Source organism: Marinomonas sargassi, from assembly GCF_025716875.1.
GTDB classification, from domain to species: Bacteria; Pseudomonadota; Gammaproteobacteria; order Pseudomonadales; family Marinomonadaceae; genus Marinomonas; species Marinomonas sargassi.
On sequence record NZ_JAOVZB010000001.1, the window covers coordinates 699,870 to 724,801 of the forward strand.

The following is a 24,932-nucleotide window of genomic DNA, read 5'->3' on the forward strand; positions in this document are numbered from 1 at the left end:
TATCTATTACCACAAGACGCCTATTCATTTGGTTTAGTTGAAGACAATCGTCTTGTTCCCATGCACTAAAACACGATCTTCTAAGTGCGCACGAAGTCCTCGTGCAAGAACGGTTTTTTCTACATCTTTACCACGACGAACCAAGTCTTCGATTGTTTCTCTATGGCTAACATGTGTAACGTCTTGATCAATAATTGGACCTTCATCAAGTTCTTCTGTCACATAATGACAAGTGGCACCAATCAGTTTTACACCACGGCGAGCTGCCTGATGGTATGGCTTCGCTCCAATAAATGAAGGTAAAAAACTATGATGGATATTAATGACTTTATGCTTCAACTTTTGGCATAAGGTTTCTGGGATAATTTGCATGTAACGGGCGAGTACAACACAGTCAGCTTCGTGTTCCATGATTAAACGCTCTACTTCATCAAAGCCGGCTTGCTTGTTATCTGCTTTAATTGGGACATGGAAAAAAGGAATACCGTACCATTCCACCAAACTGCGCATATCATCATGATTTGAGATGACACAAGGAATGTCGCATTCGAGATCACCACTTTTCCAGCGGTCCAATAAATCCGATAAACAGTGACTTCCTTTACTTGCCATGAGTACAACACGCTTTGGCTGGGCAGTATCCAGTACTTCTAGGTTCAGACTTAATTCATCACGCAAGCTTTCGAGTTTGCTCTTTAGTTCTTTCGCCCCAAAAGGAAGTGAGTCCGCTTTCACCTCTATACGAGAAAAGAACCAGTTACTATCTTCATCTGAATGATGGGCTGCTTCTGTAATCCAGCCACCGTTATTGGTAATAACTTCACCAACACGAGTAACAATACCTACTTGATCCGGGCAATCTAAAACAATACGAAAAGTGTGATTAGACATCTGTCTGTTCTCCAAACCTAATAAAATCCATCAGAATAAATTAAAGTGTTTTTTCTAGTTCCGGTAAGGCCTCAAAGAGGTCCGCATGCAAACTAAGATCAGCCACATTGAAAATTGGTGCTTCTTCATCATTGTTAATCGCAACAATCACCTTGGACTCTTTCATACCCGCTAGATGCTGAATCGCACCTGAAATCCCAACCGCAATATACAAATCTGGCGCAACAATTTTGCCTGTTTGTCCAACCTGCATATCATTAGAAACATAGCCGGCATCTACTGCGGCTCTGGACGCACCTACTGCGGCACCAATTTTATCTGCCACACTTTCAAGTAAGCTGAAGTTTTCGCCATTCTGCATACCTCGGCCACCCGAAATAACCACTCTCGCCGACGTCAGTTCAGGGCGATCCGACTCAACAACACTCTCAGTGATAAAGCGTGATAATTCTTGATCTTTGACGTCAGAAAGAGCTACCACACTAGCTGCTCCACTCGTCATATCAACACCATCAAATGCGGTGCTACGTATCGTTAATACTTTAATAGGATCACTCGTTTTTACCTTAGCCAAGGCATTGCCAGCATAGGTAGGGCGGATAAAAGTTGCTTCATCGATAATGTCGGTTACCTCTGAAATCTGTGCGACATCAAGTAAAGCGGCCACCCGAGGCGCCACGTTTTTGCCTTGCGCTGTAGAGCAAAAGAGCACGTGTGTGATCGCTTTCTGCTGCACTAGGTCAGCTAGAAAAGGAGCAAGGTTTTCAGGAAGTTGATGCGCAACGGCAGCACTGTCAGCAACGAGTACGTTATCAATACCCTCCACACTAGATGCTTGCGTTACGACGCTCTGGCAATCTTGACCCAGCACAGCTAAGTCCACACTCGAGCCCATTAATGCCGACAGTTTTTGTGCCGCGGCGACCGTATTCGCTGTAGCACTTTTTAGCTGATTATTATCATGTTCTGCGATAACTAAAATGCTCATTACAGTACTCCCTCAACTTTTAAGGCATCAATAAGCTCAACCACACTGCCCACACGCTTGCCTGATGCTCGTGCTGGCGGGTCATTAACTTCTAACGTGCTTAACCTTGGCGCAACATCGACCCCAAGTTCTTCTGCCGTTATTTGTGCAACTGGTTTTCGCTTAGCTTTCATGATGTTAGGTAAAGACGCATACCTTGGTTCATTAAGTCGAAGGTCTGTTGTTACTACCGCCGGCAGCTTCAAACCAATTTGCTGCAGGCCGCCATCCACTTCTCGCGTAACAACCGCTTCACCATTTTCAATCACTACATTTGACGCAAAAGTGCCTTGTGGCATACCTGCCAACGCCGCCAACATTTGCCCTGTTTGGTTATTGTCACCATCTATGGATTGTTTCCCTAAGATCACCAAGCCAATATTTTCTTGATCAACCACCTTATGCAGTAACTTAGCAACCGCCAAAGGCTGTAGCTCAGCATCAGACTGGATATGAATTGCACGATCAGCACCTAACGCCAACCCCGCCCTGAGCTGCTCTTGGCAAGCATCTTCACCAGCACTGACAACAATTACCTCTTCAGCAATACCGGACTCTTTTAGACGAATCGCTTCTTCAACAGCAATTTCGCAAAAAGGGTTCATCGACATTTTTACATTCGCTAAATCTACCGCTGTTTTATCCGCTTTCACTCGGACCTGAACACTGGCATCGACAACCCGTTTAACGGCAACTAATACTTTCATGAAACTCTCCAATAAAGGTGACACCAACCATCATAAAAATGAAAATATCAAAAATAATTTCATTTTTATGATGGTTTATTATTTTTTTTGAGTCAATGCTTTTTTAAGCTTTAAAAGTATAAAAAATGGATAAAAAGAAAATTGAGAATGCAGAAGATAGAAAATAAGCCCAAGCAATGCTCAGGCTTATTCTATTAAGTGATATTTTAAGTATCGAATTTGACCCATTACATATTGGGATAACTAGGGCCACCAGCACCTTCAGGTACAGTCCAAGTTATATTTTGTGCAGGATCCTTAATGTCACAGGTTTTACAATGCACACAGTTTTGCGAATTAATTTGAAAACGTTTAGCACCATTTCCATCATCCAATACCTCATAAACGCCTGCAGGGCAGTATCGTTGAGCAGGCTCGTTAAACACTGGCAGATTATTAGATAATGGAACATCCCCATCCTTAAGCTTTAAATGACAAGGTTGATCTTCTTCGTGGTAAGTATTAGATAAAAAGACAGAAGAAGGTTTATCAAAACTTAATAGGCCATCAGGCTTAGGGTAATTTATGCTCTTACACTCATCTGCTGGTTTTAAACAAGCATAATCAGGAGCCGTATCATGAAGTGTAAATGGAAAAGAGACGATGTTTTGCTCGATAACATTCAGTGCGCCCCCAACAAGGGTGCCGTATTTATGAAGCGCCGCACCAAAGTTTCGACTTTTAAACAGCTCATCGTGCAACCAAGACTGCTTAAACACCTCTTTGTATTGCACTAAATCAAGACCGCCATTCCCTTGCGATATCAATTCAGGAAATAAAACGTCCGCCGCCAGAATGCCTGACTTCATGGCCGTATGCGTACCTTTTATTTTGGAAAAGTTTAATGTGCCTGCATCACAGCCTAATAAAAGCGCCCCCGGCATCGTCATTTTTGGCAAAGAGTTTAAACCACCTTTTGCAATGGCTCTTGCCCCATAAGAGATGCGCTTACCGCCAGATAAGTATTTCGAGATCAAAGGATGGTGCTTCATTCTCTGGAATTCATCATAAGGGCTGACATGTGGGTTGCTGTAATTCAAGTCTGTAATCAAACCAACCACAATTTGGTTGTTGTCCGTGTGATACAAAAAGAAGCCCCCAGTTGAAGCAGAATCACTCAACGGCCAACCTGTACCATGCAGTACTAGCCCCGGTTGATGCAGTTCATTTGGAATTTCCCACAACTCTTTGATGCCAAGCCCATAATGCTGAGGATCCACACCGTCATCAAGGTCAAACTTAGCAATTAACTCCTTACCTAAATGACCACGACAGCCCTCAGAAAATATTGTGTATTTAGCCAACAAATCCATTCCAGCCATATAATTGGCTTTCGGCTTTCCTTCTGAATCAAGCCCCATATCACCAGTACTAATACCAGCGACTCGGCCATCTTCCCCATAAACAATACGATCCGCTGCAAAACCGGGAAATATTTCGACACCTAAATTTTCCGCTTGCTCCGCTAACCAACGGCATAAATTGCCAACACTCGCTATATAGTTGCCATGATTATGCATAGACTTAGGTGTCATGATGTTTGAAACTTTGATCGATTTTTCAGAATCTCTCAAAAAATATATTTGGTCTTCGGTAACTGGAACAGATAAAGGTGCTCCTAACTCTTCCCAGTTAGGGAAAAGCTCATTCAACGCGCGTGGCTCTATAATTGCGCCAGAAAGAATGTGAGCGCCAACTTCTGCTCCCTTCTCTACCACGCAAATCGATAATTCTTTACCAGCCTCGTTCGCTTGTTGCATTAACCGACAAGCTGTAGATAAACCAGCAGGCCCTGCACCAACGATCACAACATCGAATTCCATCTGCTCGCGCTGCATATCACACCTCTACATTAAAAATAAAAATACACACAAATGAAAATATAAACATTTTTTTCACTTGTGTGTATTAAAAATCGTCATAAGAGGCCTTATAAGCCAATTTTTTATTTGCGGCGTCATGGATAACGAAAGTTATTTAGAGAAACTCTATGGGAAGGTATAAGTTAATAGATTTATTAACGATAAAAGCGAAAAACAACGAGTTATTCATTATCATCATAAAATGACAAGGCATTGCTCTAATCAGCTATATATCTTTCAAGAAGCTCAAACTGTGTTTAAGCGACATCGAATATCATGTTTCTTTGTTTTCAACGGCTTTATGGATGATGTTGGCAAGTGTTTTGATGCCAGGTTCAATATGATCCGTAGGAATAGAAGAGAACCCTAAACGGAAATAGTTCTTAGGGCTGTTATCTTCTTCAAAAAAGTGGATATTGCCGGGCTCAATTAGCACGCTTTCTTGCTTTGCCAACGCCTGTAAAAGACTTGCATCAAGACCTTCTGGTCCCCTAATCCAATAACATGATCCGCCAAATGACGGAGCTTTATAGCTGCCCGGTAAATATTTTTCCAAGGCGTCATTCATCGCATTCCAACGAGCTTGATAATTACGAGATATGTTTCTCATCAAAGCATCGTAATAGCCACGCTCCAAAAAGAAGGCAACGGCGCGCTGATTATTACTGGCAGGGTGGCGTATCATCAGTCGTCGCAGTGCTCTTAGCTCTTGGATCAAACGCTCAGAGGCGACTAGGTAGCCCAACCTAAGACCCGGTGCCAAGGTTTTAGATAGACTGCCTATGTAAATAACACGATCATTCGAGTCTAGACTTTTCAGTGCTGGGCTTGGCTCACTATTAAAATTGGTTTCACTTTCATAATCGTCTTCGATAATTAAAAAATCATCTTCGTTAGCTTTATTTAATAGTTCATATCGTCGATTAATCGGCATGGTCACCGCGGTAGGGCATTGATGACTTGGTGTGGTGTAGATAAGGTCGCAGCCAGAAAGTTGATCGTTAACAATTAAACCTTCGTCATCTATGTGCAACGGTTTAATTTGGGCTGAATGCAGGCTCGCAATGTTGCGCACATCGACATATCCGGGCTCTTCCACGCCAAGAACCGAGTCTTTATCCAACAATAATTGCACCAACATAAACAGCGACTGTTGAGCGCCGACGGTAATCAAAATTTGCTGGGCTGAAGCCCATACTCCCCGTCTGGGCAATAGGCGCGTGCGAACTTGTTCAATGAGTCTTACATCATCATTATCAAGGTTATCGGATGCCCAATCATTTAAGGCTTTATCACTTGCTGCATCACGACAACATTCCCGCCAATTTACACTAGGGAAAATATTCCCATCGAATTGCCCATAAATAAAAGGGTACTTGTATGACTGCCAATCGGCAGCCTTGACAATATTGGTCTGCTGACTGGGCGCCATTTTAAAACGGCTCTCCCAATCCGGAAGCTGATACTCTTCGTTACTGTGCTTTAATGATGTAGAAACTCGCCCTTCGAGTATATCTGGGTTAACAAAATACCCTTTTCTATCCCGCGCAATAAGATAGCCGTCGTCTAATAAATGTTCATAGGCGTGTACCACCGTATTACGGGCTATTTTTAGGTGATTTGCTAATTTACGACTAGAAGGAAGAGGCATATCCAAGGGGACATTCCCCTTCATTATGGCATTGGCAATCTGCTCTCTAAGCTTTTTTTGCAGACTGCCTTCTCTACCGGGTGGAAGGTGAAAAAGTTGCAACATAGAAACATCCACTAAAAGTCAGTTGACAGAAATAATAGAAAACCAATATAGGCACTTTCAAAACGATAGAGGCTCAGCATACCATGCTAAGCCTCTATGAGAAGTCTCAAATCATTGAGCACAAACGATCACTTGTATTGCCCTATTGAACCACGGGATTACATTTTGCTAACGGTCTCCGCGATAGCGTTATCAATAGCAGTAACAACACGGTCCATGTCTTGTTGAGTGGAAATCAAAGCAGGCGCTAAACAAATAGTGTTATTAAGTTCCTTAAAGGAGCGATTTGTACGGCCTATGATGACCCCATTCTCCATACAATGACCAGCAATTGCGATGACGACACTTTCTGCAACAGGCTCTTTTGTAGTACGGTCTTTCACTAGCTCAATACCGACTAACAAGCCCTTGCCTCGGACATCACCAATAATCTCATGCTTAGACATCAAGCCTTTTAGAGACTCACGTAGGTACTCTCCTTGTACTGCGGCATTCTCTAGCAAATTCTCATTTTCGATGATTTCCATATTCACTAATGCTGCCGCAGGCCCTGCCGTACAACCACCAAATGTTGAGATATCACGGAAGTAACCCATTTTGGCATCGTCTTCTTCTTTAAACATTTCGAAGACAGCTTCCGTTGTTACCGTGCAAGAAATAGCAGCATAGCCAGACGCCACACCTTTAGCCATAGTCACAATATCTGGCTGCACACCGTAATGCTGGTAACCGAACCAAGTTCCTGTTCGGCCTAACCCACAGACAACCTCATCAATGTGTAGAAGGATGTCGTATTGCTTACAAATCTCTGCAACTCGTGGCCAATACCCTGTAGAAGCTTCAATCACACCACCACCAGCAGTGATAGGCTCAAGACATAAAGCACCTATCGTTTCAGGGCCTTCTTGCAGAATCACCTTCTCAATTTGATTTGCAGCCCAAACACCATACTGACTCATATCGGCACCTTCTTGTGCACGGTATTCGCAGCAATGGGGTACTTCAACGAAGTCTGGAACAAATGGGCCGTATTGATGACGACGTTCGTGTTGACCCGATGCACTCAAGGTTGCGATGGTTGTGCCGTGGTAATCACGCTCACGATATAGAATCTTGGTTTTTTTACCGTTGTATTTTTTATGGGCAATTTGGCGAACAATTTTAAAGGCTTTTTCATTAGCCTCTGAACCAGAGTTGGAAAAATAGACTCGATTCATTCCAGGCATTTTTTCGATCAATTTTTTAGAAAACTGTGCCGCAGGTATATTGCCAGCGGTTTGTGCGAAGTAGTTCATCGTTACCAATTGATCTCGTACGGCATCGGCAATTTCAGTTCGGCCATAACCAACATTTACTGTCCAAACGGCACCAGAAACAGCATCTAGATATTCATTGCCTTTAGCGTCCCAGACTCGCATTCCTTCGCCTTTCACTATCACCATAGGGCCAGTTTTTTCAAATGGCTTATGGTGAGCAAGATGGTGCCAAACATGGTCACGATCACTGTTCACGACATCTACAGAATCAAAATCATTTACATTGTATGTCATATATCCACCTTTAAAACGTCTGTACTTTTTGGAAACGATATCAGCGATAGCGCTCTTATCTCGAGGCTAATTGGCCATCGACTGATTTCTATTTAGATTTACAGTACGTCTTTTATTCGGTGATATTTAGAACCAAAATAAAAAAACTCAGTAGTCCAGATCAGTCGATGACTCAAAAAGCGCAACACCCAATTAAATAACCAATGTCTTGGTATAACTCATTTCACGAATGGCATATTTAATGCCTTCACGACCAACACCACTCTCCTTTACGCCGCCAAACGGAAAGTGTTCTGTGCGAAAGCCGGGGCCGTCGTTAGTCGCTAATGTACCAACGTCGAGTTCTTCAAAAAGGTGTCGAATGACAGAAAGGTTGTTACTAAAGATGCCCGCTTGTAAGCCATATGCCGTGTTATTAATGATAGGGATAATGTCTTCCACATCATCAAACTTATACAAAGGCATTACCGGGCCAAAGGTTTCCTCGATCATGACTTCACTATCAGCGCGTACGTTTTCTAAAATCGTAGGGTAAACAAAAGCACCTTCATATTTATGCCCCAATGCGACGGTAGCGCCATCAGCAATTGCGGCTTCAACACGTTGGCGAATTTCATTAGCAGCCGCCTGATGGATAACAGGTCCCACAAAGGTGTCGTCTTTCATTGGATCACCAACAATCAAAGACGCGCTTTTTTCAACCAAAATGTCTCTAAACTTGTCATATACAGAGGCTTCTATAAACAAACGTTTTGCCGCAGTACAACGCTGACCCGCTGTTGCAAAACGATGATTAATTGCGGCTTTCGCAGCGGCTTCTAGATCAGCATCATCCATGATGATAAGAGGGTCATTTCCTCCCAACTCTAGCAATAGTTTTTTATAGCCTGCCGCAGCAGCAATAGCATTTGCCGCAGCTGTACCACCAGTAAAGTTGATAGCATTAATATCAGGGTGGGCATTCAAGCGATCCAAATCAGATAAAGGAGGCATGCAAAACTGAAGCACTTCTTCTGGAATACCAGCTTCATAGCACAATTCCACCAGAAATAAGGAAGACGCTGTATTTTGCGGGCCAGGTTTAAACAACACAGTGTTACCAGCAGCATACGCTGGGCCAATTTTATGAATGGCAATATTGATCGGAAAATTAAACGGCGTGATACAGAAAATCGTCCCTAGTGGTCGCCAGCAAACTACCCCTATCTTCCCCCCTGCAGAGGCATAGGCATCAGAATCCAAGGATTCACCACTGATTTGACGGGCTTCTTCTGCGCTAGCAATGGTCGCATTGACAGCACGAACCATTTCAACACGTGAATCAGAAATGGTTTTGCCTGTTTCTAGGGTAATCAGGTTGGCCATTTTTTCTGCATTATCTTTTAACAAAGATGCCAGCTTGGTTAACACGTTAGCACGTTCAAACGCTGCTGTTTTACGCTGAACTTTCTGACCTTGTTTTAATAGAGCTAGCTTAGACTCAACCTGAGACCAAGTTGAGTATTCGTACTCACCTAAAAGGTTGCCATTATAAGGATTCACTAAAGAATAACTCTGACTCATAACATCACACTCCTAATTGAATTAACTGATAAACAATACGGCCGGCGGCAATAAACAAAGCCAGCTTCATAAGCAGAAAAAAGACACTAGTACTGACATAACGTAACGCCATCACACCCAATTTAGCGCCTATTACCGCCGCAAGACTAAGCACAATGATCAAAAACGCATTGTCAAAAAAAGAGAATCCTAAAAATAGAAAAGCAGGAATTTTGGTTAAATGAGTGAACAGCTGCATGATAGATTTATTACAAACGATCTCTTCTTTAGTCATGTCATCACGCATAAAAAAGACCGCTAATAACGGATCAATTGCCCCAACTATTATGCCCATGCAGCCAGTGGCAATGCCCACCCAAAAATAGTTTTTATCTCGGACTTTAATCTGGGGGAGGCGCTTCGGTTTAAATAAGGTATAAAAAATCAATAATACTAAGATGAGTAGGGGGAAGAATTGCCCTACATATTGCACGATAAAGAAGGTCGTTAAGGCCGCACCAAGCGTGCTCCCCACTAAGAATGGTAGACACATGCTCCAACGCACATGATTACGTAAAAACCAACTGCGCGCAGCATTATTAAAGACTTGAACCACGCCATGAATAGCGATTAAAGGCTTTATTGGCATAAAGACACTCATGGCAGAAAACATCAGCACACCACCAGCCATACCAGTAATTGACGTAATAGCAGAGGAGAATGCGATGGCCAGCGTCAACAAAAGGATACTTTCATTTGATAAATACACCACATCCATTATTTGCGCTTTCCTCATATCTATTTGTCGTAAGTTTTGACAGTGTAGAAACTCGAAAAGCGCCTTCATAGGTCCAGTTTAGGATTAGTGCAAGGCCACTCTATTTTCCTATCTAATGGCGGGGCTATTTATTGATAATATTTTTAGCAAAGGAAGGATCTAAACCATGCTGTATATATGACGCTAAGGGCTTAAGGAAGGGAGCGGCCACATTCACCCTGTAGACAAAGTGAATGTGACAGTAGTGAATACGTGCTTATTAAAAACCAATAGAAGAACTAAGGTCTCACTGCAGTTAAAATGACATACCTTCTGGCACTGTCACAAAAATGGAATGGCGAACTTCGTTGAATAAAGCTTTGCTGCAATGCCCCTCGCCTTCTGTGTCTTCAAGCAAAATGACATCACCGCCAGCAAATTGACGTGTTTCACCAGAGGACACTTTGAATTCACATCGCCCTTTTAGAATAAACAACAGCTGGCGTTGTGGAGCTGGATGCCATTTGAAGTCGTAGTCACTTGGGGTTTCACGAAAAATAATGTCGCCTGCTGGAAAGCGTTCGGATAGCAATCCAATTGGGCCACCGTCTTTTAAAGCAATTTCCAACTCACCGAAAAAGCTTTTGCCGGATTCATCATTAAAAATTCGGGTAATTTTCATCTTTACTCCAAAGTAGGTTATGCATTCAGTTCGGTTGGCAAGCTTTGAATGGCATGATTGAGCACTTCCAGCGTGACTCTAACATCTTCCACTTTGATTGCTTCGGCTGGGTGGTGGCTAATGCCTTTGTCACAGCGTACGAACAACATTGCAACAGGGCAAATATCGGCAATGGCCATGGCATCATGCCCTGCCCCTGAAGGTAGAACACGGGGTTTAAAGCCTGTTTTTTCAATGGCAGAAGATAAGATGTTTTGTAACTGGGGATCACAGTGTACAGCAGGTGCCGCATGGGTTTGCTTATTGCTTAATTGCACACCTCGACGTTTTGCTATGTCGTCCATTTTTGCCAAAATTTGTGCTAAACCTTCGTCTCGTTGCTCATCAAATTCACTACGGATATCTAATGAAAATTGAGTTTCACCCGAAATCACATTCACGCCATTAGGTCGGTTATTAATCTGTCCCACGGTTGCCACTATGTCATTCTGTTGGGCAACAGTTTCTATTGCTAAGATCATTTCACTGGCTGCACAGAGTGCATCTTGGCGCAATGGCATAGGGACAGTTCCAGCATGCCCAGCCATTCCCTGAACGGTAATATCAAAGCGTTTTGCGCCTGCTATCGCACTGACAACACCGACAGGTAGGTTCTCTTCTTCAAGAACCGGCCCTTGCTCAATATGCAGCTCCAAATAACCCAGTAAATCTTCTGTGGAAATCTTCGCATTAGGCACTTTATCAAAGTCCAAGCCAAATTTTTCTAGCGCATCTCTGAGACTTATTTCATCTTCGTCTTGAACATCCGCCCATTCTTTTGGCCACTGCCCAGTTAAGGCTCGGCTTCCTAACAAAGTAGAACGAAAACGTGTTCCTTCTTCGTCACCAAAGCCTACTAATTCGATATGAAATGGCAGTTCAACTTTTTGCTCATTTAGTGACTGAATTAAGCTAATTGGTGTCAATACCCCCAACATACCGTCATATTGGCCGCCGTTCGGTACAGTATCGAGGTGGCTGCCTAGTAAATAACGCGGAGCATTGGGTGTTTTACTTTCCAAGCGCCCCCAGAGGTTTCCAGCTTCATCTTGCCATGTTTTCATCCCTGCTTGCGTCATCCAGCCGCCAACCAGCTGGTTGGCTTGCTTATGCTCGGCAGTAAGGTAGCGACGATCTAAATTCTCGTCAGATTGGCTGATTCGACCCAGCTCATCACAACGGGACATAACTTGTTTGGCAAGTGCTGAATAATCCATATTATTTCGATCCATAGGCATCAAGCGCCGCATCGACTGCCGCACCAGTTGGCAAAGCAAAACCTGCACGACGCAATGTTGTTTCAAGGGATTGTAGTGTGTGCAGTACCGCATCCTGACGGGCGTTATAACCCATAGTACCAATGCGCCACACCTTGCCTTTTAACGGGCCAAAGCTGGTGCCAATTTCGATGTTAAACGTATTCAATAAGATGTGACGGATTGCTTCACCATCCACATTGTCAGGAATATTTACCCCAACCACATTGCTCATTTTATGTTTCAAATTCCCAAACGGCTGCAAGCCCATGGCTTGAATACCAGACAACATGGCATCACCTGCTTGCTTATGACGAGCAATCACCTGATCTTGACCTTCACGCAATAATTCAATCGCACACTGGCGGGAACCGAACAACATGGTGGCTGCTTCCGTGTGGTGGTTAAGACGCTCTTCGCCCCAGTAATCCATGATCATAGAAAGATCAAAGTAATTAGAACGAATACGCTCGCCACCAGCATCTTCATGGTGTGCGTCACGAATGCCCGCTTCCACATGATGACGTTTTCGAACGACTTCAACAAAGCGTTCACTCATGGAGATGGGCGCACTACCTGAAGGGCCGCCTAAACACTTCTGTAAACCAACAGAAACCGCATCCACTTTCCACTTGTCCGTTTCAAATGGGTTTCCACCAATGGATGCCGTCGCATCCGTGTAAAAAAGTACGTCATGGGCACGACAAATTTCACCTAGCTCTTCAAGGGGCTGCAACATAGTGGTTGATGTATCGCCCTGCACAATCGCCAGTAATTTAGGCTGTACCTTTTTAATGGCATCTTCAATTTGTTGAGGGTCAAATACTTCACCCCAAGGCGCCTCAATAGTGTGAACCTGAGCTCCCGCACGCTCTGCAATTTCAGCAAGAAGGTGCCCAAAGCGACCAAAAATTGGCACCAGTACTTTGTCTCCCGGCTCAACACTGGATACTAAAGCCGCTTCAATGCCTGCTCGGGAAGTACCATCAATCAAAAAAGTCTGCTGGTTTTGCGTTTTAAACACTTGGCGATACAAATCCATGACTTCATTCATGTAGCTTGTCATGGTCGGATCGTACTGACCCACCAATTGAGTCGACATAGCCGACAAAACTTGTGGATAGCAATTAATTGGTCCCGGCCCCATTAGCAATCTAGGAGGTAAAGAAAGTGGTTGCATAGATAACCTCTAATAAACGGAATACTTTAGAAACTAAAAAATCTAATTTAAATAACAATATGGCGTTACGAGCGCAGTAAAGACGAGGCAAAAATAGACGAAAACGCGGAGTTTATTTAGTTATAAATGAGCATTTTGAGTCTATTTTTAACAATGAATTTACAAGCGCAGTAGCCATATAAAGGTCTTAAGCCAATACTTGGTACAACATACGCAGACCAGTAAATATCAGCACGACAGCAAATACTTTTTTCAATTTTGCGGCATCCAAACGATTCGCTAAACCTGCGCCCACTGGAGCAAACAAAACGGTCAAGGGTACGATAAAAGCAAAGCCGATTAGGTTTACTAAACCCACTGTGCCAAAAGGAGCGTCAACTGGTCGTTCGCCCATTACCAACATGGTCAATGCACCCGGTAAGGAGATAATTAAACCCACTGCGGCTGCGGTGCCTACTGCACGGTGAGCAGGATAATTACAAAATGTCAGTGTTGGGACAGTTAATGTACCGCCACCAATGCCTATCATGCTGCTGAAAAAACCAATACCCGTAGCAATAGCACCTTGTCCTGCTTTACCCGGTAAAGATTGAAAGAAGGCATCCTTGCGGCCTAGCAACATGTTAAGCGCAGATAAGGTCGCGATAATGCCGAACAACAGAGTAAGTAATGAACCTTCCACCATGGTTACCGTGACACTACCCACCAGCACACCAGCGAAGATAAATACGCCCCAGTGCTTCAATAGGGCAAAGTCCACATTGCCCTTAGCATGGTGAGAACGAATCGAGCTGATAGAAGTTGGGATAATGGTCGCCAAGGACGTCGCTGTGGCCACCAACATTGCCGAATCTGCAGCAACGCCAAGCCCTTGATAAATAAAGAAAAGCACTGGCACGATGACAATACCGCCACCAACACCTAACAAACCAGCCAAAACACCAGCAACAACACCGGTACCCATCATGGCCAATAACATGGAATAGTTTTCCATTATAAACGACATTTCATTCTCCAGATTCAATCTATCTTTTTGTCTCAGTTAATCTTTTTTGACAGTGCTAAACCATCACTTCGTGGGTCAGTTGCCGCCAATGTTGCGCCATTTTCCAGACGAATCACTGCACCGGCATGTCCCATTAATTCATTACAAGCAGGAACCACAACTAGGTCGTGCCCTTTCGCTAATAAATCTTTTTGTATTTGTTCGGCCAAATCAGCCTCTATTTTTAAGTTGTGGCTTTCATCGCCCCATGTGCGGCCCAACAACCAACGACCTTCACTAATGGCTTTATCTAAAGGCATACCATGGTAAACATAACGACTAAACAAGGCGCCTTGAGTTTGTGGTTGCCCTTCGCCCCCCATGGTGCCATAGACCATACGACGGCCATCCTTTAGCTCAGCAAATGCAGGGTTCAATGTGTGAAATGGCTTCATATTCGGTGCTAGCGCTTGCAGTGATGCTTCATCTAATGAAAAGGATGAGCCGCGGTTATTCCACACAATGCCAGTAGAAGAACTCACCACGCCGCACCCAAACTCCCAATACAAGCTCTGAATGTAGCTCACCATTCGGCCTTCGCTATCACATGCCCCCATCCAAATGGTGTCACCCAGCTTGGCAACGTGAGGCCAAGGTTGGGTTTGCTCCAAAGAAATCGCTTGGCACATCTTCGATAGCTGCTCATCTTCCAATAAAGTGGATAAATCTAAACTCAAACGAGATTCATCAGCCACATGCTGATTACGGGCAATAAAGGCTTGTTTAGTACATTCAATTAACAGGTGAGCCATATCTGCCGTACTGCTGCCGAGGTGTTGTACACGGTCGTATAAGGCCAAGATAAGCAGAGAGGCAATGCCTTGAGTCGGAGCAGGTAGGTTATAAAGTGTTCCTTTGCTAGTAGTAACTTCTAGCGGTGAGGCCGCTTTTGCTTGATAGTTATGGAAGTCTTGCAGGCGAATCGGCGAACCTGCGGCTTCTAAGTCTGCCGCGAGTTGTTTTGCAATTCCACCGTGATAAAAATCCCCTAGCCCTTTTTCAGCCAATGTACTTAGTGTTTCAGCCAAAGCAGGTAAGGTTAAATTATCACCTTCTTGATATATCTCGCCTTCTTTTAAGAAACAAGGGAAGCCTTGAACATCTTTTAAATCGTCAAATACTTTTTTACTGGCCGCCACATAGCTTTCGGTAACGGGTGAACCAAGCTTAGCCGCTTCTATAGCGGAGGCTAATAACTCAGTTAAAGGCATATTGGCTTGCCATTGCTCGCTTTGCTCTAAGGCCGCTTGCCAGCCTGCTACAGCACCAGCCATGGTGATAGCCGCTTTTCCGTCTCGTGCAGGAATAGCCCCATAGCCTTGATAAAAATTCAATGTTGCTTGTGCAGCAGATGTACCAGAAGCATCAATCGCAATGGGCTTTTTACCCGGTTCGCTGATGAGCCAAAAACCGTCGCCTCCAAGGCCATTCATATGGGGGTAAACCACCGCAATCGTCGCTGCAGCCGCCACCATAGCCTCGATCGCCGTGCCGCCTTTTTTTAGTATTTCTAGACCGGCTTCGGTCGCTTTAAAATGTGGAGCAGTAAAGGCTATTTCGCTCATTCTGAAGCTCCCAGTAATGTTTTCGCATATTGAATAAGTTGCAAGTCAGTGCCTCTTGCCCCTACTAAAGAAAGACCACAAGGCGCACCTGATAATTCACAAACGGGTAAATGCAGTTGTGGCAAACCAGCAAGACCAGAAATAGCCGTCAAATTCATCAAGCGGTTTCGATATAGCGCTAAATCTTGATCATTTGTATCGAAAAGAGGCGATAATCCCGGTGTTGTAGGGATAATTAAAATGCGATCTTTCAGTGTACTTTCTATCCAATTCGTAAAGTCATCTCGACGCTTTTGTGCAGCCTTCACTTCGCCCTCTGAAATAGTCCGACACCACTCAAAACGTAGGGCAATATCGTCCGCAAATACGGGAGCAACATCGTCTATCCATTGGCCATGCTGTTGCCAAATTTCCGCCCCTTGTAATGTGCGAAAAGTTTCACTTAATTGCCAAACTTCCACATCAATTTCTATGCTGTTTTCGTTTGCTAAAACACCATTACGGCGCCACATGTTTAATTGCTCTTGAAGCGCTTCTTTATGTTCGCAAGAGGCCATCAGGTGATCTGCGATATAAACACCTTCTGCTGGAAAGCTTTCTGAAAAAAACACTTCATTTGGCAGTAGCGACTTAGCTACTTTTTCTAGTTGGACAATATCTTTCGTCATCCAACCAACCGTATCAAAAGAAGGCGCAAGGGCGACCATGTTATCCATACTGATGACGCCATGGGTTGGTCGTAATCCAAACAAACCGTTGTAGCTTGAAGGGACTCGAATAGAGCCTCCCGTGTCTGTACCCAAACCGATGTCCGCTAAACCGGCCGAAACCGCCACCGCCGAACCAGATGATGAGCCACCGGGAAGCCTCTCTGGCGTTATTGGGTTTTCAGGAGTGCCATAATGAATATTCTGGCCATTCAAGCTGTAAGCCAGCTCGTCTGTAATGGTTTTTCCGCAAAATTCAGCACCATCATTTAACAGAGCAGTAACGCTAGACGCTGTTTGTGTAGGTATAGGGTGTGAAGAAAGCCAATGGGGATTACCCGCAGTCGTTGGCAGCCCTGCCATATGAAATAAATCTTTCACAGCCAAGCGTAAGCCATTCAAAGGCACTGTGGTATTTAGTGCGATTTCGTGACGAAAGTGGTTGTTTTCTGAATAAATAAATGGATTTTTGACTATGGCGTGCTTCATGTATCCCCCTGCATATAAAATACATGAAACAACCGTCTCACCAATATGTCAACTGAAACATATCTAACTAATCCATTCTGGCAAAAGTCCGTTGCATAGTATTTGAAAAATTAAAAGGTATGAAATATGACGATATTCAGGCTAATGTACTGGTTACAGCATAGTTTTTGTCTAAGATGAGTGACTTAACTATTCAAATAGACAGTGTAATCTTTGAAATAGGTAACTTTTAACAAGAAGTCAGGTTAGCCAATAGGCTTTCCAGAAGCTCCAAGCCTAAATCGGCGTCGTCTGGCAACCGAGAAAAATGCTCGTACTGATTACCGATTACGTTAAAGTCAACCAGCTTAACAGCTTCGTTATCGTATTCAGGGTGTGTTGAGCAAAGCAACCACCGCCCCTGACCGTATTGTCCAGAGACAATAGCAGCGGGCTTTTCCGGCAAGTCTGCAAAAGACGCCAGTACTTTATAAGCGCTTTCTTCATCGTCACTGACCGTATCAGGCCTAAAAACACAACCACCCAAATACAATGAAGGGACCAATTTTCCTTGGTATTCCAGAGTGACTAGATGAGCGTCCGTCTGATTATAATTATCTCCCCGACCAAACGCTTCAATCGGGCCGATAGCGACGCCCGAGAAGAACGCCAATTCATTCTCGGTGATGATTTCATGGGGCAAACCTTGCGCCCATTTCGTCATATTGCAGCCCATATAGGCACCCGCACAAATGCCAAAATAGCGGCCACCCCGTTCAACATAGGTCTTTATTATATGGTTTGCGGCGCCATTGAGTTTATCTGCTTTATAGCGGCTGGCACCACCGGGCATCACCAATACGTCCACACTGTCCGTTAATGCGCCATTTAAAATTTCATTAGCATTAACAAAACAAACGTTCTTTTTACCGTAAAGCCGTGCCAGAGCGTAATAGAGGATGTGGTTTGCGGAGACATTATCGGTATAAATCTGAATGTTCACCTAACGTCCTCTATTACAACTAACGCAGATATATCTATCGACTAAGAGCTAAAAAAGTCTTTTATTAGCCCGCTTTGGCCTGTCGCGACAACAGGCTTGCCGGGCGAGCTTTCGCAATAGCTGCAGTCAACAAACCAGCAATAATCGCTTTAAGGATGTCGCCAGGAATGAAAGCCGTCATCAATGCTGCAGACTCGAAGAATGTTTTTTCTAATACAATCGCCATACCGACAATACCAAACAAATACATGACCAAGATGCCACCAATAATTGAGGCAATGGCTGAGACAACCGCAATAGAGCCAGTACGCCATTTTTCAACGATCAGACCCGTTACATAAGCAGCGATAGGCCAGCCAATTAGGAAGCCTCCTGTTACGCCAAAAAATAGCCCTAAACCACCACGTCCTCCTGCCAATAAAGGCAAGCCCAATGCAACGAGCAATAGCAGTAATAGCACAGCTAAAGCGCCGCGCTTGGCACCAAGTATCGTGCCACAAAGCATAATACCAAGACCTTGCGCAGTAATTGGTACGCCAAAGCCGAGGGTGATTTTAGGTATCAAGCCAAGTGCTGCAATTAAAGCCGCAAACAAAGCTATGTAGGCAATATTCTTTTCCATCTATTTTCTCTCTTGGTTTATTAATCCGCCGCGAGCCTTTAAGGCTTCGGCAACATGGTCCGCATCGTCAAGCGCGAGGACCGTAAAGGGTAAAATGATTCGCCAACCAGATCGACGATTTGATCGAGCTCGCCAAGACAAAGCCAGACTTTGCCCTTTGGAAACCAACACAGGGGTCATTCGAATCACCAATGCTATCGCCAACTCTAGTGCACGGGGGTTAAAGCCCAGCCGTTGTAGAGGTCGAGTTAGCCAATGCACAACATCTATCATGTCGGAAAGACGCGTTGTCATAGTGACTAGAGTCGCTAGCCCCACTGCGGAGACCATACGAAACACAATGGTGAGACCCAGCTGCAGCTCATCTGCGATCAGGTGCCAAACAAGCACAAGCAAAACAAACGGCCATAAAATTTTCAGATGCTTCCAGCCATGCTTAAAGAAGAGTGCTCCGGGCAATGCGTAGAGCACAACCACAAAAAGCAAAAACAGGCCATGAAAGACAACACTGTCAACAAAGAACAAACCAAAAGTCACCAGACTCAACAAGCCCAGTTTTAATCCAGCAGACCAATGATGTGCACGTGTTTCAACTGGAGATGTCAGAGATATCATCACTTTCTCCCAGTTTATGCATGGCAGCTAAATAGCGAGGCATGATCTCGTTAGAATCGCCCAAGGCTTCCACTTGACCCGCTTCCAACCACAATAGTTGATCGTAGTTATGCAAATCATCAGGGTCATGAGTGATGTGAATAAGACTGCCAGAAAAGGTGTCGAGATAACGCTGTAACTGTCGCTTGGTAGGAATATCCAGTCCAGCAAAGGGTTCATCGAGAATTATGAGATTAGGTTTCATAGCCACAATCGACATCAGACAAACTAGATGCTTTTGCCCCTGAGATAAAGAGGAACAATGCGCATCCTGCCAGTGCTCTTTGCCGAACCTAGACAAGACTTCTAGTGCGTTATTTTTGGCAGTGTTTTTATCTTGCCCCAGTTGACGCAGCCCGAATGTCACTTCTTCTAAAACAGTCGGAAAAATAATCTGGTGCTCTGGGTTCTGGAACAAGAGCCCAACCTCGCGCAATGCAGCACGACGGTCTTTGAACGGGTTGAAGCCTGCAATCTCAAGCTGACCAGCGGTAGTGTCAATCAAGCCTGAAAGTAAGCGAGATAAGGTAGATTTTCCAGAGCCATTACGACCAATCACACCCAATCGGCGGACATTAGTATCCAAAGATAACTGATTGATCACTAGCTTACCTTCAATCTCTAGGCACACCTGATCTAACCGAATAGCACAACCAGTCATAGTAGAATCTTCATTAGGCTTGTTCATATTATGAATAATGCACACCTATCCATACACATTGAGCGCGGGATACTAGCAACGTAAGAGGCGGATGTAAACTCGTTAATTGAAGCAGGTATACTAATGCTTAAAAAGCAATCAGACCTATGCGTTTTATTCAAGAGCTCAAGTCGCATAAGCAGGTTACGAGTGCTGATGACTGCATAACCTTTCCCTTGAAGAAGTTGCTTTTATTTTTTAAGGCTCTAGTTCATCCAACTCATCATATAGATCAGCGATATCTTGGGCTTGTCGGCTAGCATCTTCCCCTAAATAACCGTACACCCTATTGCATAGCATTGAGATCAAACTCATTGGGGCGGCATAACTATCGAATGGGCTTTCATTACCAAGATGACAAAGCAGCACATCGGAAACTTGTTGGTTATACACCTGACCGGTTGGATCAGTGATAAGCACAGTGTCTCTGCCTTTCAAAATTTCAACAATTTGCTTGAATTGGCGAGTTCGACGGCGGAAGCCGAGTAATACAATCACTTCTCCTTCGAGAATATCGTGCAGATCCTCCCCCAGCGTTTGACCCGGTTGCGGTAGTAATCGTACAGAATGACGTACTTGCTGCAGCTGCTGACGAAAGTGCAAAGCTAGGGGGTAGGCATTACGAAAGCCGATTAAGGTCACACGACTTGCCTTAGCAATACGTTCACTGATGTTGTTCAGTACTTCGGGGCGCAACCCGTCAAAGGTAAGAGATAGGTTTTTTAGCTCTTCTGAGGTCTGATCTAACGAGGAGTTTTGCGTAAAAATCGGCATACCACTTTTACGCAAAGACAACTGAGCTTGTTTGGCATCTTGCTGAGACTCAAAACCAATTTGTCGAAAGAACCGACTCACTGTTGCTTTCGATGTGCTGGTACTTTCAGCAATTTCAGCGGATGTTTGGCTCACAATGGCAAGCGGATGCTGTTGCAAGTAGTTCGCTATACTACGCGCCGATGGGGATAGCTTTGGGTAGTTAATTTCAATTAAAGAAAGCACATCTTGCTTAGTTGTCACTCAATAAACCTCGACCTAAATAGAATAGCCCCTAAGTTAACCATTAAGGGAGGTGAGAACAAGTCACCTTTGATTGTCGTCTTAGAAAAATCATCATCTGCACCAAAAAATCGACAAATATGAATTGTGCACTAATTGTACGCTAAATTTACCTCTCCAATTTTCCATACAAGTCAGCTCAGCCTGTTTCACCTGCCCTGTAATCATAGAAAAAGACCATTTTTAGATACATTTGTTTCACATATATAAAAAAAGAAACGTAAATTTCACAAATGGCACAAGAGTTGCTAAATGTATTTTGTAACTTAAATCAATATGGAAGTATGAGGACCCTCAAACCATGAAAGCTATCACCAAACTGCTATCTAAAGCCCTTGTTGTTGCAGCAAGCTTTTCCGCTTTTCAGGCCACTGCCGATGTACTGCAAGATATCGAATCACGAAAACTGATTCGTATTGCTGTACCACAAGATTTCCCTCCATTTGGCTCTATTGGCACAAACCTAAAGCCCCAAGGTATTGATATCGATATGGCAAACTACATTGCTGATGAAATGGGTGTAAAAGTTGAAATCGTACCTGTTACCAGTGCCAATCGAATCCCTTACCTACAAACCAAAAAAGTAGATCTTGTTATCTCAAGTTTGGGTAAAAACCCTGAACGTGAAAAAGCCATCGACTTTTCTACTCCTTACGCTCCTTTCTTCTTAGGTGTGTTTGGTTCTAGTGATGTAAATGTGACAAAAATCGAAGACTTAGCGACTCAAGTTATCGGCGTAACCCGTGGTTCAGTGGAAGATTTAGAGCTAGAAAAACACGCACCATCTACTTCTGATATTCGTCGTTTTGAAGACAATAACACTACATTAACGGCTTACTTAACGGGTCAAGTTGACCTTATCGCAACAGGTAACCTTGTGGCGGCGGAAATTGCTAAACGCCAGCCAAAACGTGCGCCTATCAGCAAATTTATGTTGAAAGACTCTCCTTGCTACATTGGTATGGCGGAAGGCGAAGTGGCTTTACAAGCTAAAGTAAACGAGCTGATTAAGAAAGCATTAGCCTCTGGGAAACTAGATGAAATCTCAATGAAATGGCTGAAAGCTCCTCTACCAAATGGATTCGGTGCCTAGTTAAGGATAGCTATGCTGTATTTCTCTGATTTACTTCCGTATAGCGACCTATTCTTCAGTGGTCTTATGACCACTGTTGAATTAACTATACTCACCACTTTTTTAGGTATCGCATTAGGGACGAGCTGCGCAACCATAAAACAATATGGACATCACTTAGCAAAAAGGTTGGTCACCACCTATGTGGAGTTAATTCGCAACACGCCTTTTATCGTACAGCTATTTTTTATCTTCTTTGGCCTACCTTCCATCGGTTTTAAATTATCCCCATGGGAAGCCAGTGTTATCGCGCTTACCATTAACTTAGGGGCATATAGTACGGAGATTATTCGCGCTGGCCTGAACAACATTGGTAAGGGGCAAATAGAAGCAGCAAAAGTACTCGGGCTTAACTTTCGCCAAATGCTGGTGCATGTCATCTTTATTCCTGCTTTCGAAAAAATTTACCCTGCGCTCACCAGCCAATGCGTTATTGTCATGCTAGGTTCTGCCGTAATTTCTCAGATCTCCGTTGAAGATCTGACCTATGCCGCCAACCTCGTGCAATCCAGAAACTTCCGTGCCTTCGAAAGCTATTTTGTAACTGCCTTTCTCTACCTCGGCTTATCGGTTCTTTTAAGGTTCGCATTTAATTTGCTAGGAAAGCGCCTCTTCGCTTTTAGGGAGGCAAGATGATTGAGTTCTCAAACTTAGACATTATACGCAACCTATTATTCGCCACCCAGTGGACCATTTTATTGTCGTTAGCCGCCTTTATTGGTGGAACCAGTGTGGCCCTCGCATTAACCGCCATGCGTCTCACAGGTAATTCGGCCATGAATATGGTGGTGCGTGTTTATGTGGAAATTTTTCAAGGTACGCCTTTGTTAATGCAGATGTTCATCTGCTTCTTTGGCCTCTCTATTTTAGGTTATGAGATCTCAGCGTGGAGCGCAGCGATTCTCTCGTTAACCTTTTTCACTAGTGCTTTCTTGGTAGAGATTTGGCGTGGCTGTATCGATACTTTGCCTAAAGGGCAATGGGAAGCGAGCCGCTGCTTAGGCTTAGGCTTTCTACAAACTTTACGTCATATCATTCTACCGCAAGCTATTCGAGTCGCCACGGCACCTACTGTTGGCTTTTCTGTACAAGTGATAAAAGGTACAGCCTTAGCCTCAATCATCGGCTTTGTAGAACTCACTAAAGTAGGCACCATGCTGAACAATGCGACTTTTGAACCTTTTAAAGTCTTTAGTCTAGTCGCCATCATCTACTTCTTGTTGTGCTACCCATTGTCTTGGTACAGCAAAGTTCTGGAGAAAAAATTCAATGTCTCTCGTTGATCTACACCAAGTCCATAAATACTATGGCGATTTTCATGTCTTAAAAGGTATAGACCTCTCCATTAATGCAGGGGAAGTGATTTCCATCATAGGTAAAAGTGGCTCAGGAAAAAGCACATTATTACGCTGTATTAATGGTTTAGAAGCCTATCAGAAAGGTGGCATTGTGGTTGATGGCAATGAAGTCACCTCTGAAGACGTGCAAGTGCGACGCCTCGCCCTAAGCGTTGGTATGATTTTCCAAAACTTCAACCTTTTCCCCCATAAAACAGTGGGTGAGAACGTCATGCTCGCCCCAACTATCGTGCTTAAAAAGAGCAAGGCAGAAGCCGAAAAAATTGCTCGCAACATGTTGGAAAAAGTAGGGTTAGCAGAAAAATTTGATAACTATCCAGACACCCTATCTGGTGGTCAGCAACAGCGTGTTGCCATTGCTCGCGCGTTAGCCATGTCCCCTAAAGTACTCTTATGTGATGAGATTACTTCCGCCCTAGACCCTGAGCTAGTAGGAGAAGTTTTAAAGGTTCTCGAAACGTTAGCGGAAGAAGGTATCACCTTGATATTGGTGACCCATGAGATGAACTTCGCCCGTGAAGTAGGTAACCGAGTGGTATTCATGCATCAAGGCAAGGTATGGGAAGAAGGCGACCCCAAGGTGCTGTTAACCAACCCTCAAACAGACGAGTTGAAGCAGTTCTTAGGAGCTGTGCTTTAACTGCTTTAACTGCTCGAACTGAGCATATACGTAACCCAAAATAAGAACTAAGACTTTAGGCCAATTTCTTTATCAGTATTGGCCTAATACCCCATTTTTCTTTACTCTCTCCCCCTCCTTTAAAAAGAACCAAGAAAATAGAGACCAGATGATAAATCAAGAATGGATAGCACAATTAATGGGCTTCGCTAGCTTTGCCATAGGCATGTATGCGTTTTACCAAAAAGACGACAAAAAATTAAAAATCGTCATGTGCATTTTTAACCTTAATCACGCCATTCATTATCTATTGCTAGGCACAGTTGTTTCTGCCATTAGCTCTTTACTTTCCGCTTTCCGTACCGGACTTTCTATTTATGTTTCATCTAAGTGGGTGGCTTTTTTATTCATTGCCATTGGCCTTATCAGCGGTTTTTATATGGCCGATGAGATATGGGATTTATGGGCAGTGATGGGCATGTGTATTGGCACTTATGCACTCTTTGTTCTAAAGGGTATTCCAATGCGTATTGCCTTCTTAGTGGGGGCTTGTTGCTGGCTTACTAATAACCTTTTAGTCGGTTCTATTGGCGGCACCTTGCTTGAGGCAACCCTTATCACCACCAATGCGATCACTATCCTTCGTCTACTAAAAGACGAGCGAAAAAAAAGCCAGTCTACTTAATAGACTGACTTTTTCTATTTTTTGACAACT

At 43.9% G+C, this 24,932-nt stretch carries 24 protein-coding genes; 5 read left to right on the forward strand and 19 right to left on the reverse strand.

All coding sequences use genetic code 11. The features are described 5' to 3' along the window. Positions 1-33: 33 nt before the first annotated feature. The 19 genes from purU to OFY17_RS03490 form a co-directional block, all read right to left on the reverse strand. Positions 34-891 carry a formyltetrahydrofolate deformylase gene (gene purU / locus OFY17_RS03400; protein WP_263529293.1) on the reverse strand — a complete coding sequence of 286 codons (858 nt, stop codon included), beginning with the start codon at positions 889-891 and terminating at the stop codon, positions 34-36. Positions 892-931: 40 nt separating this feature from the next. After that, positions 932-1,879 (reverse strand): electron transfer flavoprotein subunit alpha/FixB family protein, encoded by a 948-nt coding sequence (locus OFY17_RS03405; RefSeq protein WP_263529294.1) that lies wholly within the window; start codon positions 1,877-1,879, stop codon positions 932-934. Continuing rightward, on the reverse strand, positions 1,879-2,625 hold the full coding sequence (locus tag OFY17_RS03410; RefSeq protein WP_263529295.1) for an electron transfer flavoprotein subunit beta/FixA family protein: 747 nt from the start codon (positions 2,623-2,625) through the stop codon (positions 1,879-1,881). Before OFY17_RS03410 ends, OFY17_RS03405 begins: the two co-directional genes overlap by 1 nt. A 227-nt stretch (positions 2,626-2,852) precedes the next feature. Next, positions 2,853-4,502 (reverse strand): electron transfer flavoprotein-ubiquinone oxidoreductase, encoded by a 1,650-nt coding sequence (locus OFY17_RS03415; RefSeq protein ID WP_263529296.1) that lies wholly within the window; start codon positions 4,500-4,502, stop codon positions 2,853-2,855. Positions 4,503-4,800: 298 nt separating this feature from the next. After that, positions 4,801-6,282: a MocR-like pyridoxine biosynthesis transcription factor PdxR gene (pdxR, locus tag OFY17_RS03420; RefSeq protein ID WP_263529297.1), complete on the reverse strand. Its 1,482-nt coding sequence runs from the start codon at positions 6,280-6,282 to the stop codon at positions 4,801-4,803. Between the two features lie 158 nt (positions 6,283-6,440). Continuing rightward, complete coding sequence (locus OFY17_RS03425; protein ID WP_263529298.1) at positions 6,441-7,832, reverse strand: aminotransferase family protein; 1,392 nt, start codon at positions 7,830-7,832, stop codon at positions 6,441-6,443. A 192-nt stretch (positions 7,833-8,024) separates the two neighbouring features. Next, positions 8,025-9,395: a sulfoacetaldehyde dehydrogenase SafD gene (safD, locus tag OFY17_RS03430; protein WP_263529299.1), complete on the reverse strand. Its 1,371-nt coding sequence runs from the start codon at positions 9,393-9,395 to the stop codon at positions 8,025-8,027. Positions 9,396-9,399: 4 nt separating this feature from the next. After that, entirely contained in the window at positions 9,400-10,152 is a 753-nt protein-coding gene (locus tag OFY17_RS03435) for a sulfite exporter TauE/SafE family protein (RefSeq protein WP_263529300.1), read from the reverse strand. Positions 10,153-10,447: 295 nt separating this feature from the next. Beyond that, complete coding sequence (locus tag OFY17_RS03440; protein WP_263529301.1) at positions 10,448-10,813, reverse strand: cupin domain-containing protein; 366 nt, start codon at positions 10,811-10,813, stop codon at positions 10,448-10,450. A 17-nt stretch (positions 10,814-10,830) separates the two neighbouring features. Beyond that, complete coding sequence (locus tag OFY17_RS03445; protein WP_263529302.1) at positions 10,831-12,084, reverse strand: allantoate amidohydrolase; 1,254 nt, start codon at positions 12,082-12,084, stop codon at positions 10,831-10,833. Next, entirely contained in the window at positions 12,071-13,288 is a 1,218-nt protein-coding gene (locus tag OFY17_RS03450) for a pyridoxal-phosphate-dependent aminotransferase family protein (RefSeq protein WP_263529303.1), read from the reverse strand. Before OFY17_RS03450 ends, OFY17_RS03445 begins: the two co-directional genes overlap by 14 nt. A gap of 187 nt (positions 13,289-13,475) precedes the next feature. Continuing rightward, complete coding sequence (locus OFY17_RS03455; protein WP_263529304.1) at positions 13,476-14,294, reverse strand: sulfite exporter TauE/SafE family protein; 819 nt, start codon at positions 14,292-14,294, stop codon at positions 13,476-13,478. Between the two features lie 32 nt (positions 14,295-14,326). Next, positions 14,327-15,898, reverse strand: a complete 1,572-nt coding sequence (locus OFY17_RS03460; protein ID WP_263529305.1) for a gamma-glutamyltransferase family protein — start codon at positions 15,896-15,898, stop codon at positions 14,327-14,329. Further along, positions 15,895-17,094, reverse strand: a complete 1,200-nt coding sequence (locus OFY17_RS03465) for an amidase (protein WP_263529306.1) — start codon at positions 17,092-17,094, stop codon at positions 15,895-15,897. Before OFY17_RS03465 ends, OFY17_RS03460 begins: the two co-directional genes overlap by 4 nt. A gap of 229 nt (positions 17,095-17,323) precedes the next feature. Then, positions 17,324-18,076: a BPL-N domain-containing protein gene (locus tag OFY17_RS03470; RefSeq protein ID WP_263529307.1), complete on the reverse strand. Its 753-nt coding sequence runs from the start codon at positions 18,074-18,076 to the stop codon at positions 17,324-17,326. A gap of 64 nt (positions 18,077-18,140) precedes the next feature. Continuing rightward, positions 18,141-18,698: a biotin transporter BioY gene (locus OFY17_RS03475; protein ID WP_263529308.1), complete on the reverse strand. Its 558-nt coding sequence runs from the start codon at positions 18,696-18,698 to the stop codon at positions 18,141-18,143. After that, complete coding sequence (locus OFY17_RS03480) at positions 18,699-19,313, reverse strand: energy-coupling factor transporter transmembrane component T family protein (protein WP_263529309.1); 615 nt, start codon at positions 19,311-19,313, stop codon at positions 18,699-18,701. It lies immediately after the preceding gene. Continuing rightward, complete coding sequence (locus OFY17_RS03485) at positions 19,288-20,013, reverse strand: energy-coupling factor ABC transporter ATP-binding protein (RefSeq protein WP_263529310.1); 726 nt, start codon at positions 20,011-20,013, stop codon at positions 19,288-19,290. Before OFY17_RS03485 ends, OFY17_RS03480 begins: the two co-directional genes overlap by 26 nt. 237 nt (positions 20,014-20,250) lie before the next feature. Then, positions 20,251-21,069 (reverse strand): MurR/RpiR family transcriptional regulator, encoded by an 819-nt coding sequence (locus OFY17_RS03490; protein WP_263529311.1) that lies wholly within the window; start codon positions 21,067-21,069, stop codon positions 20,251-20,253. A gap of 340 nt (positions 21,070-21,409) precedes the next feature. Here OFY17_RS03490 and OFY17_RS03495 point away from each other — a divergent pair, with 340 nt between their 5' ends. The 5 genes from OFY17_RS03495 to OFY17_RS03515 all read left to right on the forward strand — a co-directional run bounded on the left by OFY17_RS03495 (position 21,410) and on the right by OFY17_RS03515 (position 24,902). Next, on the forward strand, positions 21,410-22,201 hold the full coding sequence (locus OFY17_RS03495) for a transporter substrate-binding domain-containing protein (protein ID WP_263529312.1): 792 nt from the start codon (positions 21,410-21,412) through the stop codon (positions 22,199-22,201). A 12-nt stretch (positions 22,202-22,213) separates the two neighbouring features. Further along, positions 22,214-22,876, forward strand: coding sequence for an amino acid ABC transporter permease (locus tag OFY17_RS03500; RefSeq protein ID WP_263529313.1), 663 nt, complete (start codon positions 22,214-22,216; stop codon positions 22,874-22,876). Continuing rightward, complete coding sequence (locus tag OFY17_RS03505; RefSeq protein WP_263529314.1) at positions 22,873-23,523, forward strand: amino acid ABC transporter permease; 651 nt, start codon at positions 22,873-22,875, stop codon at positions 23,521-23,523. The genes OFY17_RS03500 and OFY17_RS03505 overlap by 4 nt, the downstream gene beginning before the upstream one ends. Further along, positions 23,510-24,238, forward strand: a complete 729-nt coding sequence (locus OFY17_RS03510; protein ID WP_263529315.1) for an amino acid ABC transporter ATP-binding protein — start codon at positions 23,510-23,512, stop codon at positions 24,236-24,238. The genes OFY17_RS03505 and OFY17_RS03510 overlap by 14 nt, the downstream gene beginning before the upstream one ends. A 148-nt stretch (positions 24,239-24,386) precedes the next feature. Beyond that, entirely contained in the window at positions 24,387-24,902 is a 516-nt protein-coding gene (locus tag OFY17_RS03515) for a YgjV family protein (RefSeq protein ID WP_263529316.1), read from the forward strand. Positions 24,903-24,932: the final 30 nt, after the last annotated feature.